Origin of the sequence: Brucella sp. NBRC 12950 (assembly GCF_030268145.1) — a bacterium.
In the GTDB taxonomy this organism is placed as follows: domain Bacteria; phylum Pseudomonadota; class Alphaproteobacteria; order Rhizobiales; family Rhizobiaceae; genus Brucella.
Genome location: NZ_BSQC01000005.1, coordinates 273,745 through 287,226, shown reverse-complemented (window position 1 = coordinate 287,226; position 13,482 = coordinate 273,745). Strand labels below are relative to the sequence as shown.

Sequence of the window (13,482 nt, the reverse complement as noted above, 5' to 3'; positions counted from 1 at the left end):
CTGACAAAAACCTAGCAAATTCAGTAGTTTCGATTTGGCCCAACTTTTTCTGTCCCAAAATAGTGGCTCTCTATTTTCCTATATAAGCGCCTGAAACGAGCGTTGCGAGAATGCAACATCGCAATTTTGCCACCTTCTCGTCAGGTTCTCTCCACAGAAGGGGGCAGATCGTGCCGCAATTACCGACGATATGTCAGTCCTGTCAGCGCGGCATGAGCGGTTCACTCCCGAAATTGCTGCTCACCCGATAAGGGACCGCGCTAAAGGTAATTTAGTCAAGGAGAATGCTATGCGCACTCTTAAGTCTCTCGTAATCGCCTCGGCTGCGCTGCTGCCGTTCTCTGCAACTGCTTTCGCTGCTGACGCCATCATGGAACAGCCTCCTGTTCCAGCTCCTGTTGAGATGGCTCCACAGTACAGCTGGGCTGGTGGTTACACCGGTCTGTACCTCGGCTACGGCTGGAACAAGGTAAAGACTAACACCGACGGCGCAATCAAGCCTGACGATCTGAAGGCTGGCGCATATGCTGGCTGGAACTTCCAGCAGGACCAGTTCGTATACGGTGTTGAAGGTGACGCAGGTTACTCTTGGGCCAAGAAGTCCAAGAATGGTCTTGAAGCCAAGCAGGGCTTTGAAGGCTCGCTCCGTGGCCGTCTTGGTTACGACCTGAACCCAGTTATGCCTTACATCACCGCAGGTGTTGCTGGCTCGCAGGTTAAGCTCGACAACGGCGTTGAAGACGAAAGCAAGTTCCGCGTTGGTTGGACTGCTGGTGCCGGTCTCGAAGCTAAGCTGACCGACAACATCCTTGGTCGCGTTGAATACCGCTACACACAGTTCGGTAACAAGACCTACGACCTCGGAACCGAATCGGTTCGCAACAAGCTCGACACCCACGACATCCGCGTCGGCGTTGGCTACAAGTTCTAATTACTACGTAATTGAACGAAAAACCGGGTAGGAAACTACCCGGTTTTTTATTGCCTGATTTTTTATGGCATTCAGCGAACGAGAGTGAACGATCGTACGCGAAAAGCGCTGCAACATAATTCCCTAAAACTGAATCAGTTTAAGGTAAAATTATGCTGTAAATATAAAGTGTTAGAGCGACCTTTGTGCGCCCAGTAGGGTGCGCGGCGCTTTAGGCGTGTGGCAGAAGTTTTGAAAGCTCAGGATGCAGCTCTTCAAATCGCTTCATCCAGCGCTTGAGCTTCGGACGACCGCGCTCCCATTTGCCTTCAAAGCGCAGCCCCAGATAACCAAGGGTGGCAGCCACCGCCAGATGACCGCCATGCAGCTTGCCAGCAAGGCGCGGTGGAGCTTCATTTAGAAGATCGAGTGCTCGTTCGGCCTTACGCCATTGCAGATCCAGCCATGGCTGATGCACTTTTTCTTCCGGGCGCATACGACGCTCGTAAACATGGGCGAGCAGAACGTCAGCCAAACCGTCTGCAATCGCTTCAAAACGCTCAGCATCCGCACGCTTTTCGGCATTGCGCGGAAAGAGCTTGTTCCCCGATACGCGGTTCAAATATTGCATGATCGCTCGGCTATCGAAGACGGACTTGCCATCATCTGTAAGCAAGGTCGGGATTTTACCCAATGGATTGGCGCTGACGAGGTTATCCGGTTCTGCCGAGGTGGTAACGACCACGCTTTCAAACGGGATGCCTGCATGGGCTGCGGCCATACGCACCTTGGCGCTATACGGCGAGGCGGGCGAATAAAGGATCTGAGTCATCACGATTCCTGAGGTTTAGGACTATCTTGTCGCGGGCATCATAACGGATCGGCTGCGACATGCATTGGCGTTGACCTGTTCGCAGGCACGAAACTTCAGGTCTTTCGTCATGCAGATGCGAACTTCCTGAAGGTAATTTCTATTGCAGGCGACCGATATTCCGTCCGGCTTCATTCCTGGATTGGCGGTTACAAACGCTTTTTCAACAAGCATCGGATCAACACGACGGTTTCCAGCCATGCTCCGAAGGCTCGGAGGGATGTTCACATGCTGATATGCTTGACGGACGGTTGCGAAATATTCGTTCTGAGGGAGGCCAGAGCAGCTTCCATGCTTGCGCCATTGATGCGCGACAAGCCCTGTGGACGGCATGATGTCCGAAACGCTTGAAACGATTTGTCGGGGAACAAAACTGCCACGGCTGCGAGCATTGTCGAACTGACAATTGGCTGGATAGCCCCATTCGTTTTGTGGCCAAAGCCCATGAACGACAAACCCGAAAGGGCGATTGGTCCCGCATTGCTGCCTGTTTGCTCTCGGACCTTCCGAAGCGCAATAGCTTGGCGACCATGAAAGAGACAGCACATAGAAATCAAATTCACCGGGGCTACTGTTGCCCCGGTCTTGCGCCACTGCGGGTAGCGCTGCAAAGGAAGTGGCAAGAACGGCGGCTGAGATCGCCGCCAGTTTGCGCAGCATTGCCTATCCTATCAACGCAGGACGCGGCATTTTGCGTCGTACACGGCCCAGCGATCAAAGCCATCTACGCAGAATTCGACATTCTTGCCGACGCCTGCAAAGCCCTGACCTTCTTCAACCATGTACCAAACCGAACGATACTGGCCATCGCTGAGAACAGCCGTTGCCTTGCAATAGGTGCGCTCGATCTGGGCTGGATTGTTCTTTGGCTCATAGCGCGTCAGGCGAACATCGCTCATTGCAGAAATGCCAACCTGTGGAAGGTTTGGTACGTTGCGAACCTGATAGCCGAAATCAGAAACGACGCTGCGCAGAATGCTCTGCTGACTGCAAAGACCGGCATCACCAACGGCTGTCGGTGCAGATGTCAGATAATCTGCAGCATTTGCGGGCAGGGAAGCGAACGTCAGGGGAAGAACCGATGCAGCCAGAAGTGCTGCACGAGAAAACTGTCCGATGCGATCCAACTTGCGTTGCATATCTCTATCCTGTCTCACAATTCGAGCGTGATGCTCGTTTTATTAAATTGGCTGAGTTGCAGTTTCTTTCAGCAACGGGCAGCGGTCAAGTGCGATCCGTCTCGCTGCGTATCCATTGAATGCTGAAATTGCTCCCCTTTTCTTCACTAAGCAACTTGGTAAGGCAGGGAAGCAGGGTTTGCATCTCACTTTCCAGTGTATAGGGCGGATTGACGACAATCATTCCAGTGCCATCAAGCCTCGGCTCAAGCGATGGTGCGCGAATCGCAAGTTCAATGCGCATGATCTTCGGAATTTCGGTTTCACGCAGGCGCTTTGAGAACCGTTCTGTCTCTTTACGGTCCTTGACCGGATACCAGAGCGCATAAGTACCACCGGGAAAACGCTTGTAAGCCTTAACCAGCCCGTCAACGAGGCGATCAAATTCGCCTTCTATTTCAAACGGCGGATCAACCAGCACCAGACCGCGTTTCTCCTTAGGCGGCATATGTGCGCCGAGCGAAAGCCAGCCATCAAGCTCAATGACGCGCGCCTGATAATCGCCGTCAAACAGCTTCGCCAGCTTTTTGGCATCCTGCGGATGAAGTTCCAGTGCCGACAAGCGATCCTGTTTGCGCAAAAGATGACGGGTCAGAAGCGGCGAGCCGGGGTAATGCCGCAGCTCTTTACCATTGTTCACCGCGCGCACCACATCGAGATAAGGCTGCAACAATTCAATGGCGGCTTCTGGGATTTCGCCTTTTTCGACTGCATCGAAAACACGGCTGATCCCGCCCGTCCATTCGCTGGTTTTGCCAGCTTCGGTGCCGCGCAGATCGTAAAGGCCGATACCTGCATGGGTATCGATCACGCGAAAGGCTTGATCCTTGCGCTTGAGATATTCAACAATGCGGGAAAGGATGACGTGCTTGACGACATCGGCAAAATTCCCGGCGTGATAGGCGTGACGATAATTCATGTTCGCGCTTGTTTCATGCCTCGTCGCTTTCGGCAATATCCCTGCTTCACCAAATGTGACATATAACTGTCATCATCTGCTCTCATCCGAGTCGAGTCTTCCATGTCTGGTAGCGTACTGCTGATTGTCCTTTGTGGCGCGTTTTTCCACGCAAGCTGGAATGCTATCGTCAAAGGAGGCAGTGACAAATTTTTCGCAGCCGCCTGCATCACCGGTGCAGCTGGTCTGATTTCGCTGTTTTTCCTGCCTTTTTTGCCGCTGCCGCATCCATCGAGCTGGATTTTCATAGGCCTCTCAACCATCACGCAGATATTCTACATGTCTTTGGTCGCAGCTGCCTATAAATCGGGCGACATGAGCGAAGCATATCCGATCATGCGAGGCACGCCACCTTTGCTGGTGGCACTTGTCAGCGCACCTTTGATTGGCGAAGCCATTGGCTGGGGCGGCTGGGTAGGCATTATACTGATCTGTAGCGGCGTTCTTGCAATGGCGCTCGAAGCGCGACGTCGTAACGGCGGCACATCGAGCAAAACCGCTTTGCTTGCGCTTGCCAATGCAGGTTTCATTGCAACTTATACCATCATTGATGGTGTCGGCGTACGTGCATCGGGTAACACGCTGTCCTATACGCTGTGGCTGTTTCTGATAAACGCTTTTCCGCTCGGGTGCTGGGCGCTTTATCGTGAGCCGGATCGTTTTCTCAATTATGTTCGTAACCGATGGCGCCCGTCGCTGATTGGCGGCATTGGCACTTTGGCTTCTTACGGCCTGGCACTGTGGGCAATGACAATGGCTCCAATCGCGGTCGTCGCAGCTTTGAGAGAGACGGCAATCCTGTTTGGTGTTCTCATTTCAGCACTTATTCTCAAAGAGAAAGTGGGCCTGCCACGTTTTCTGGCTGCGGGCTTCATTGTGCTCGGCGCCATTACCTTGAGACTTTCTTGAAAATCTATTTCGTCGCAGGTAGTTCAATACGTCAGAAATTCGTTTCTGCGGAACTTCGCTTGCGCTAAAAAGCGCTATGAACCAGCCATCCCCCAGATCAAATATCAAAATCGGACATTCTGCCTGTCCGCATGATTGCCCTTCCACCTGTGCGCTTGATGTCGAGCTGCTGGATGAACGTACAATCGGCCGCGTCCGTGGTGCGAAGGACAACAGCTATACCGCTGGTGTAATCTGCGCCAAGGTTGCCCGCTATGCCGAGCGTGTTCATCATCCGGATCGCCTGAAACATCCGCTCATTCGTGCTGGCCGTAAGGGTGACGGCGAGTGGAAGCAGGCATCCTGGGAAGCCGCGCTTGATCTGATCGCCGAACGCTTCATCAAGGCCGAACAGACCTATGGCAGCGAAACCGTCTGGCCATATTACTATGCTGGCACAATGGGGCTGGTGCAGCGCGATTCCATCAATCGCCTGCGCTATGCCAAACGCTATTCGAACCAGTTTGACAGTTTCTGCACCAATATGGCGTGGACCGGCTATTTTGCTGGCACCGGCAGCCTGACAGGCCCAGACCCGCGTGAGATGGCAAAGGCGGATGTGGTGGTCATCTGGGGGACCAACGCCGCAGCCACGCAGGTCAATGTGATGACCCATGCGGTACGGGCACGAAAAGATCGCGGTGCCAAGATCGTTGTCATCGACATCTACGCCAATGCGACCGTGCGACAGGCGGATATGGGCATTGTGCTTAAGCCCGGAACGGATGGCGCTTTTGCCTGCGCTGTCATGCATGTCCTGTTTCGTGATGGTCTTGCGGACTGGGATTATCTCAATCGCTACACTGACGATCCGAAAGGGCTGGAAGCTCATCTTGAAACCCGCACACCGGAATGGGCAGCTGAAATCACCGGCTTGAGTGTCGAGGAAATCGAAGTTTTTGCACATCTGGTGGGTCAGACCAAGCGCACCTATTTCCGGCTTGGCTACGGCTTTACGCGCCAGCGGAATGGCGCTGTGAATATGCACGCCGCAGCATCGATTGCTTGTGTGACGGGCGCGTTCTTACACGAGGGCGGCGGCGCGTTTCATTCCAATTCCGGCATCTTCAAGATGGATAAGCGCGAGATTGAAGGCAGCGCAATGCAGGATAAAAGCCTGCGTTTCCTCGATCAGTCGAAGATCGGACGTATTCTTACCGGCGATAGCGAAGCGCTATATGGCGGCCCGCCCGTAACAGCGATGCTGATCCAGAACACCAACCCAATGAATGTGACGCCAGAACAGCGTCTGGTGCGTCAGGGTTTTGCCCGTGAAGACCTGTTTCTTGCCGTGCATGAGCAATTCATGACTGATACGGCCAAAATGGCCGATGTACTGTTGCCAGCGACCACATTTCTTGAACATGACGATATTTACCGTGGCGGCGGACAGCAGCATGTGGTGCTGGGGCCGAAGTTGATCGAGCCTCTTGCAGATGCTCGCCCGAATGTCTTTGTCATCAACGAGTTGGCTGAGCGTCTGGGCGTCGCACATCTGCCGGGCTTTAACGTCGACGAGCGCACGTTGATCGACAACATGAATGCCAACAGCGCTCTTCCGCATTTTGATGACTTGAAGGAAAAGCGCTTTGTCGATGTGCAGCCTCCATTTGAGGAAGCGCATTACATCAATGGCTTTAAATGGCCAGATGGAAAGTTCCGCTTCCGTCCCGACTGGACCGGCAGCCCGTCACCAAACAAACCACCGGAAGTCATGGGCTTGCAAGGACCACATCACTCCATTCCAGAGTTTCCGGACTATTGGAATGTGATTGAGGCTGTGGATGCCGAGCATCCATTCCGTCTCGCCACATCGCCTGCCCATAATTTCCTGAATTCGACATTTGCGGAAACACCGACATCTCTCACGAAGGAAATCCGGCCAGAGCTTCTAATCCACCCGGATGATGCGGCTCAACTGGATATCGCAGATGGTGAACGGATTGAAATCGGCAATCATCGTGGTGAAGTGGTACTTCATGCAGTGTTGCGCGCTGGTCAAAAGCGCGGGGTCGTTGTGTCAGAAGGTATTTTCCCAAACTCCACGTTCGAGCGGGGTGAGGGGATTAATACGCTGATTGGAGCGGAGCCCGCGGCGCCATATGGCGGTCTGGCGGTTCACGACACCAAAATCTGGATCAGAAAACTTTGATGAAATAAAAAAACCGCGCTTAGTTTTAATTAAGCGCGGTTTTTGATTGTATCAGGCCGGATTAGCCTGCGTAATTCAGCTTGAGCTTGGAAAGGCCAACAGCTGCGTTGAGGCCTTTCTGGCCCTGAACCGAAATTGGCTGCAGCGAAATTGTCTTCCACGAGCCGCCGGTCAGGATGTTGGTGCCTGCGCCAATGCCGATTGAGGCATTTGCCGATGCGCCGACATAGCGGCCCTTGAGCGCGCCTTCAGGGCGAACGGTTGGAGCCCAGACAGCCCATGCAACGGTGCCGCCATTGATGAAGCCGATATCTACGCCGATTTTTGTGATGTTGCCGGTGTAGTGCTCTACCGGGCCGCGACCGCGAACAGGGCTGAACACACAATCCACGTCCTGCTGGCTGCCAATAATGACGCCGATTGCAGGGGAAATATCACAAGTAAGAGTGCCAACTTCCGAACGCGGCTGGGTGCGACCTGAGCCGGGAGGCGCTACGAAGTCAGCAGCAAGAGCAGGGGCAGTGATAGCAATGCCCGAAACGACGGCCATAGCCGACAGGAAGGAAGTCGAAAAACGGAGAGACATGATGTTGTCCTCTAATAAACACATACTGAAAGAGACGCTTATGCGACTCTCACGGGTTGCCGAAGCAGCTTCCCTTACGAACCTGAATTAGGGCATTTTCGCGAGAATTAAAGTTTTGTTAACAAAAATATTCGGGTGTGATTAATTTGTCGCGTTTAATCACGCTTTTGCAACTTAGGCGCTGATCACCATCGCATCTTGCGACAGGCCTGTTTCCGCGTCACCGCTGGCAAATTTGCTGAGCGCCAAAGCGTAGATCTTGTGTTCGGCTTTCAAAACGCGCGCAGCAAGGCTGCTTTCCGTATCGCCTTCGACGATAGGCACAGCGGCCTGTGCAAGAATCGGACCTTCATCCATGCCTTCCGTCACCAAATGTACGGTGCAGCCAGCGAGTTTCATGCCTGCGTCGAGTGCACGCTGATGCGTGTGAAGGCCTGCGAAAAGCGGCAACAGCGAAGGATGAATGTTGAGGATACGACCTTCATAAGGCGCAATGAACCGGGCAGTAAGAAGCCGCATGTAACCTGCAAGGCAGATAATATCCGGGTTCAATGCGGCAAGTGCCTCAAGGATCGCATCTTCATGCGCATCCTTGGAGGCATAATCTTTGCGGGTAAATACCTGCGTTTCGATGCCCGCAGCCTGCGCTTTGGCTAGTCCGCCTGCATCTGACTTATCAGAGAAAACCGAGACGATTTCGGCTGGAAAATCGGGTGCCTGAGCAGCGCGGATCAGCGCCTCCATATTGGAGCCGCCGCCCGATATGAAAATGACGACCCGTTTGCGGCTCATAGTTTGAGCGTGCCCTGATAGACGACGCCTTCGCCTTCACGCTTGACCATGCGGCCGAGTGTTGTGACGTTTTCGCCTTCATTGGTCAGGGCTGCAATCACTTCGTCCACCTTGTCTGGTGTGACAACAGCGATCATGCCGATGCCGCAGTTGAAGGTGCGCAGCATTTCGAGTGGTTCGACACCGCCGGTCTTTGCAAGCCATGAGAATACGGCAGGAACATCGATTGCATCGAGATTGATTTCAGCCGCAAGACCTTCTGGCAGCACGCGCGGGATATTGTCCGGGAAACCACCGCCAGTAATATGGGCCAATGCCTTGATACCATCCGAAGCACGGATAGCGGCAAGCAACGGCTTCACATAAATGCGGGTTGGCTCCAGCAGCGCTTCACCAAGCGTTGCACCTTCCTTGAACGGCGCATCAGACTTCCAGCCAAGGCCGGACATTTCGACAATACGACGAACCAGAGAGAAGCCGTTGGAGTGAACGCCCGACGACGAAAGGCCGATAATGATGTCGCCTTCCGAAACATCGCCGCGCGGCAGCAGACGGTTGCGTTCAGCAGCGCCAACCGCAAAACCAGCCAGATCGTAATCGCCATCGCGATACATGCCGGGCATTTCAGCGGTTTCACCGCCAATCAGCGCACAACCAGCCTGAAGGCAACCTTCCGCAATACCGGAGACGATAGCTACGCCCTGATCAGGCGACAGCTTGCCGGTTGCGAAATAATCAAGAAAGAACAGTGGCTCTGCACCCTGAACGACGAGATCGTTCACACACATGGCAACAAGATCGATACCAACAGTGTCGTGCTTGTCTGCATCGATTGCAATTTTAAGCTTTGTGCCAACGCCATCATTGGCTGCAACCAGCACCGGATCGGTGAAACCTGCCGCTTTGAGATCGAAGAGACCGCCAAAACCACCAATTTCGCCATCTGCGCCGGGACGACGCGTGGAGCGAACAAGTGGCTTGATCTTGTCGACCATCAGATTGCCGGCATCGATATCGACACCCGCTTCAGCATAAGTCAGTCCATTTTTTCTGGCGGGGTTATTTTCCGTGGTCATCACCTGCTCCTGAAACTGGCCTGAAACGGGGCTGTGCCCCTAGTGGGGAATAATGAGGGCGCAATGACATGAGATTGCGTGTCCTGCAAGGCCAGAAGGCCGGAAAAGCGCAAAACATCGCAGGAATCTGCTGAAATTTCCGCGATTGTGGATTTGCAGTAACCTGTCGATGCATAGCCAGCGCCGCGCTCATAAGCATTGCAATCTTTTTGCTACGATCTAACTATCTCTATCTGCCTGCGCTTACGAGAATAGTAACACCGACATATTATAGCTGAGACGCGGGAAATATCTTTGCAGAGAATGGATCAAAATGGCCAAGAAACCAGCGCCTGCGCGTGACACGACGACCAAGACGATACAGCAGGCTGAGGCTGTAGCGCGGGATGGCGATATTCACGTCAATGTGGAAGTCGGCGGCTTTACAGGTTCTGTCGTTCGTCGTCAGGCCATGTTCTGGACGTGTACTGCGGCGATATTCCTTCTGTTTCTGGTGATTTTCAGCCCGGTTCTTCTGCCCTTTGTGGCAGGCATGGCACTGGCATATTTTCTTGATCCTGTTGCAGACCGTCTGGAACGGCTGGGTCTGTCGCGACTGGCTGCAACGATTGTCATTCTGCTGGTCTTCCTGATGATACTCGTCGTCGGGCTGATGATCATCATACCGGTGCTTGCGACACAGCTCGCAGACTTCATCTCCAAGCTACCGGATTATATCTCGCAGTTGCAGGCGCTTCTTGCCAATGAGAATTCGAGCTGGCTGAAACGCTATATCGGTATCGATAGCTCGGTCATTCAGGAAAACCTCAGCACGCTCCTGCAACAGGGCGCCGGTTTCCTCTCCACATTGCTCCAGTCCCTGTGGAATTCGGGGAAATCTCTCATTGATATTGCGGGCCTTTTCATCGTTACGCCGGTGGTTGCGTTCTACATGCTGCTCGACTGGGATCGCATGGTTGATCGCATCGATTCATGGGTTCCTCGCAGGCAGCTTTATACCGTCCGCGGCATTGCTCGCGACATGGATGCAGCGGTGGCGGGCTTCGTGCGCGGGCAGGGTACTTTGTGTCTCATTCTCGGCACCTATTACGCTATCGGCCTGACCCTGACCGGACTTAACTTTGGCCTGCTTATCGGCTTTTTTGCGGGGCTTATCAGCTTCATTCCCTATATCGGTTCCTTCGTTGGTCTGACGCTTGCAGTCGGTGTTGCGCTGGTCCAGTTCTGGCCGGATTGGATCATGATTGTGGCTGTTGCCGCGGTGTTTTTCCTGGGCCAGTTTGTTGAAGGAAACATCCTCCAGCCAAAGCTCGTCGGATCGTCTGTGGGCCTGCATCCGGTCTGGCTGATGTTCGCTCTGTTCGCCTTCGGTTCTCTGTTTGGCTTCACTGGAATGCTGGTTGCAGTGCCAGCTGCGGCAGCGGTCGGGGTGCTTGTGCGTTTTGCCCTGAATCGCTATCTCCATTCTCCGATGTATGACCCTGCTTACAAGCGTTCGCATTCAGATGTCGGACCGCTGATAGAGGCGGGCGAGAATACAGGCAAAGAGAAATGAAATTGAAACGTAACCGGGCCAGATTTTCAGGAGCCAGACATTCTGGAGGCAGCGATGAGTGACGCGCCGCGTCAGATTCCGCTCGCCCTTGAGCATCAGCCCGGCTATCACCGCGAAGACATCATGGTCACGGGGTCGAACCGTGCGGCGGTGGATCTTATCGACCGTTGGCCGAACTGGGTTGCCCCGGTGGTTATTCTTGCCGGGCCGACGGGCGCGGGTAAAACACATCTTGCAGAAGTGTGGCGTGCAGCAACAGGTGCGTTGCTGGCTGATCCAAAATCCATCAGCGAGCGCGTAGTGCATGGTGCTGCGGAATATCCTGTGCTGATTGATAATATCGGTGGCGCACGTTTTGACGAAACGGGCCTGTTTCATCTCATTAACAGCGTTCGGCAGAATGCAGCCCTTGGTCCGGGGCCATCGCTGCTGATGACTTCGCGTCTTCTGCCCGCAAACTGGAAAGTCAAACTCCCCGATCTCGCATCGCGCCTCAAGGCGGCGACAGTGGTGGAGATTGCCGAACCGGACGACATGCTGCTGGGTGGTGTTATTCACAAGCTCTTTGCTGATCGGCAGATCAGCGTTGAACCGCATGTGGTGAGCTATCTGGTCAGCCGCATTGAACGCTCGCTTCTGTCAGCGATCCAGATTGTCGATCGTCTTGATAACGCCGCTATGGAGCAGAAAACGCGCATAACGCGCACGCTTGCCGCGCAGGTTTTATCCGAAGCTGGTCACGGTGAGGGATGAAGGTCGCTGTCACTGGAGCTGGCGGATTTATCGGAAGTGCTGTTCTGCGCGAGCTGGCCGGCAATGGACACGAAACGCTCGCGCTTTCACGCGATGCGCTTTTGGCGCCAGACTTTGACGGCGTTGATGCGGTCATTCATTGCGCTGCACTTGCGCATCGAACTGGTGCCGAACGCCCGCAGGCGGATGAGTTTGACGCTGTCAATCATCGCCTGACAGTCGAGCTTGCGGAAAAAGCCAGACAGGCCGGTGTACGCCGTTTTATCTTTGTCTCAACAATCTACACGATCGCAGGCAATCCATCGCCGTTAATGCCGGATATGCCGTTTTCACAGCGTGATGATTACGGCCATGCCAAAGCGAAGGCCGAAGCAGCATTGCTTGCGATGCGTGGTATTGAGGTGGTTATTGCGCGTCCGGTACTCGTTTATGGCCCACATGCACGGGCCAATCTGCGGGCTTTAATGAAGCTTTGCGACACAGGACTACCGCTTCCCTTTGGTTTGGCCGATAACCGGCGCAGTTTTGTCTCGCTGGAGAATGTGGCGCGTGCGTTGGTGTTTCTCGTCAATGCACAAAAAGCTCAGGTTTCAGGCCAAATTTTCCATCTCGCCGAGCCAGAACCCCGCTCAACCCGCGAACTTGTCTCAAAAGCCCGCAAAGCAATGGGCCGTCCGTCACGGTTGCTGCCGGTGCCAGCCTTTCTTATGAAGGTTTTGCTGACGCTTGTGGGCAGACAGATGCTTTATGAGCAGCTGTTCGGCGACATGGTCGCCGATACCTCGTCGCTGCTCGCAATTGGCTTTGACTATCTGCCGGGTGATCCGCAAATCGCAGCCATGGCAACAGCCGCACAGAAAACCTAGTTTTTCTGTCCAACGGCCATTGGCGGCTGAATGCGTGCCTTCTGCACGACGGGTGCCGCTGGAGTTGGTGCTTGCGTCTTCTTGGCAATCGAGCCGGTGGTCATCATTTGTGCGCTGTCGGGCTTGTTACGGCCACCGAGCAACTGATCTTCATGAACCCAGCCAATCATGTTGGTTGAAGGCACGACCACGCGATGCCACTTGCCGGTCTTACCATAGGAGCGCATTTCGCGACCCTTTTCGACCGTACCGATGGCCGGTGAGCGATCCCATGCATTCTTGTGAATGGTGAGTTTTGCTTTGGCGTAAATTACCGATGGAGAATGAGCGACCGTATTGGTGCCGCGCGGCGGCATAGGCAACGCGCGTGCGGATGCAGGGGGAGGCGGCGGTGGAGCCACTTTCTGTGTCGCGACTGCGGGCTTTGAAACCTCAATTGCGGCTTGCTGCACAGGCTTGGCCGGTGCGGGCGCTACCAATGCGGCCGGGCGTGGCACCGGACCCACCGCGCCAGCATAATCTCTGCTTTGCGACTTCTTTTCGACCACTGCCTTCTCGGCAGGTTGTCTGGCTTCAACCTTGGCAGGAGCAGACGAAGTGGTTGTCGGGACAGTGCGTTGGAACAAGGCGGTCAATGCTGCTTGCGGGCTTTTATGCTGAGCCGTTGCCCACAGGCTGAACGCACCCAATCCCAAAATAGCGCCAAGCGCCAGAATTGGTGCGGATGAACCTGAATTGTTCTTGCGCCCGCTAGAACGCCCGGTTGAGCGTTTTGTCGGGCGGGAACTCCGTTTCCGTGGCGCCATTTTTCATGTCCCCTGTCCGAATCGCGACAGG

Annotated in this window: 14 protein-coding genes; 6 read left to right on the top strand and 8 right to left on the bottom strand. The window is 54.3% G+C overall.

Features of this window, described 5'->3' with window-relative positions; translation table 11 throughout:
• The first annotated feature begins 289 nt into the window (after nt 1-289).
• The gene (gene omp25 / locus QSJ70_RS10920) at nt 290-931 is read left to right on the top strand and encodes an outer membrane protein Omp25 (protein ID WP_007874355.1); all 642 of its coding nucleotides are present in this window, start codon (nt 290-292) and stop codon (nt 929-931) included.
• A 211-nt stretch (nt 932-1,142) separates the two neighbouring features.
• Here omp25 and QSJ70_RS10915 read toward each other — a convergent pair whose 3' ends face one another.
• The 4 genes from QSJ70_RS10915 to QSJ70_RS10900 all read right to left on the bottom strand — a co-directional run bounded on the left by QSJ70_RS10915 (nt 1,143) and on the right by QSJ70_RS10900 (nt 3,878).
• The gene (locus tag QSJ70_RS10915) at nt 1,143-1,742 is read right to left on the bottom strand and encodes a glutathione S-transferase (RefSeq protein WP_285536314.1); all 600 of its coding nucleotides are present in this window, start codon (nt 1,740-1,742) and stop codon (nt 1,143-1,145) included.
• 21 nt (nt 1,743-1,763) lie between these two features.
• On the bottom strand, nt 1,764-2,441 hold the full coding sequence (locus tag QSJ70_RS10910; protein WP_112805012.1) for a ribonuclease T2 family protein: 678 nt from the start codon (nt 2,439-2,441) through the stop codon (nt 1,764-1,766).
• An 11-nt stretch (nt 2,442-2,452) separates the two neighbouring features.
• Nucleotides 2,453-2,920 (bottom strand): hypothetical protein, encoded by a 468-nt coding sequence (locus QSJ70_RS10905; RefSeq protein WP_064320413.1) that lies wholly within the window; start codon nt 2,918-2,920, stop codon nt 2,453-2,455.
• 85 nt (nt 2,921-3,005) lie between these two features.
• The gene (locus tag QSJ70_RS10900) at nt 3,006-3,878 is read right to left on the bottom strand and encodes a 23S rRNA (adenine(2030)-N(6))-methyltransferase RlmJ (RefSeq protein ID WP_285536312.1); all 873 of its coding nucleotides are present in this window, start codon (nt 3,876-3,878) and stop codon (nt 3,006-3,008) included.
• A 102-nt stretch (nt 3,879-3,980) separates the two neighbouring features.
• Between QSJ70_RS10900 and QSJ70_RS10895 the strand changes: the two genes are divergently transcribed.
• Nucleotides 3,981-4,826, top strand: a complete 846-nt coding sequence (locus QSJ70_RS10895; protein ID WP_007874366.1) for an EamA family transporter — start codon at nt 3,981-3,983, stop codon at nt 4,824-4,826.
• A gap of 76 nt (nt 4,827-4,902) precedes the next feature.
• Entirely contained in the window at nt 4,903-7,017 is a 2,115-nt protein-coding gene (locus QSJ70_RS10890) for a molybdopterin oxidoreductase family protein (RefSeq protein WP_285536309.1), read from the top strand.
• A 61-nt stretch (nt 7,018-7,078) separates the two neighbouring features.
• On the opposite strand, the gene QSJ70_RS10885 is transcribed toward QSJ70_RS10890, so the two are convergent.
• The 3 genes from QSJ70_RS10885 to purM form a co-directional block, all read right to left on the bottom strand.
• The gene (locus QSJ70_RS10885; RefSeq protein WP_007874368.1) at nt 7,079-7,603 is read right to left on the bottom strand and encodes a DUF992 domain-containing protein; all 525 of its coding nucleotides are present in this window, start codon (nt 7,601-7,603) and stop codon (nt 7,079-7,081) included.
• Nucleotides 7,604-7,777: 174 nt separating this feature from the next.
• Nucleotides 7,778-8,395: a phosphoribosylglycinamide formyltransferase gene (gene purN / locus QSJ70_RS10880; RefSeq protein WP_285536306.1), complete on the bottom strand. Its 618-nt coding sequence runs from the start codon at nt 8,393-8,395 to the stop codon at nt 7,778-7,780.
• Complete coding sequence (gene purM / locus QSJ70_RS10875; protein ID WP_007874370.1) at nt 8,392-9,471, bottom strand: phosphoribosylformylglycinamidine cyclo-ligase; 1,080 nt, start codon at nt 9,469-9,471, stop codon at nt 8,392-8,394. The genes purN and purM overlap by 4 nt, the downstream gene beginning before the upstream one ends.
• Before the next feature lie 313 nt (nt 9,472-9,784).
• Between purM and QSJ70_RS10870 the strand changes: the two genes are divergently transcribed.
• The 3 genes from QSJ70_RS10870 to QSJ70_RS10860 are packed head-to-tail and all read left to right on the top strand — an operon-like array spanning nt 9,785 to nt 12,645.
• Nucleotides 9,785-11,026 (top strand): AI-2E family transporter, encoded by a 1,242-nt coding sequence (locus QSJ70_RS10870; protein ID WP_285536304.1) that lies wholly within the window; start codon nt 9,785-9,787, stop codon nt 11,024-11,026.
• A gap of 42 nt (nt 11,027-11,068) precedes the next feature.
• A complete protein-coding gene (hdaA, locus tag QSJ70_RS10865) occupies nt 11,069-11,779 on the top strand; it encodes a DnaA regulatory inactivator HdaA (RefSeq protein ID WP_171380035.1) in 711 nt (236 codons plus the stop codon).
• On the top strand, nt 11,776-12,645 hold the full coding sequence (locus QSJ70_RS10860; RefSeq protein ID WP_285536302.1) for an NAD-dependent epimerase/dehydratase family protein: 870 nt from the start codon (nt 11,776-11,778) through the stop codon (nt 12,643-12,645). Before hdaA ends, QSJ70_RS10860 begins: the two co-directional genes overlap by 4 nt.
• On the opposite strand, the gene QSJ70_RS10855 is transcribed toward QSJ70_RS10860, so the two are convergent.
• Nucleotides 12,642-13,451: a hypothetical protein gene (locus QSJ70_RS10855; RefSeq protein WP_105518357.1), complete on the bottom strand. Its 810-nt coding sequence runs from the start codon at nt 13,449-13,451 to the stop codon at nt 12,642-12,644. The two genes, QSJ70_RS10860 and QSJ70_RS10855, sit on opposite strands and share 4 nt — an antisense overlap.
• Nucleotides 13,452-13,482 lie beyond the last annotated feature (31 nt).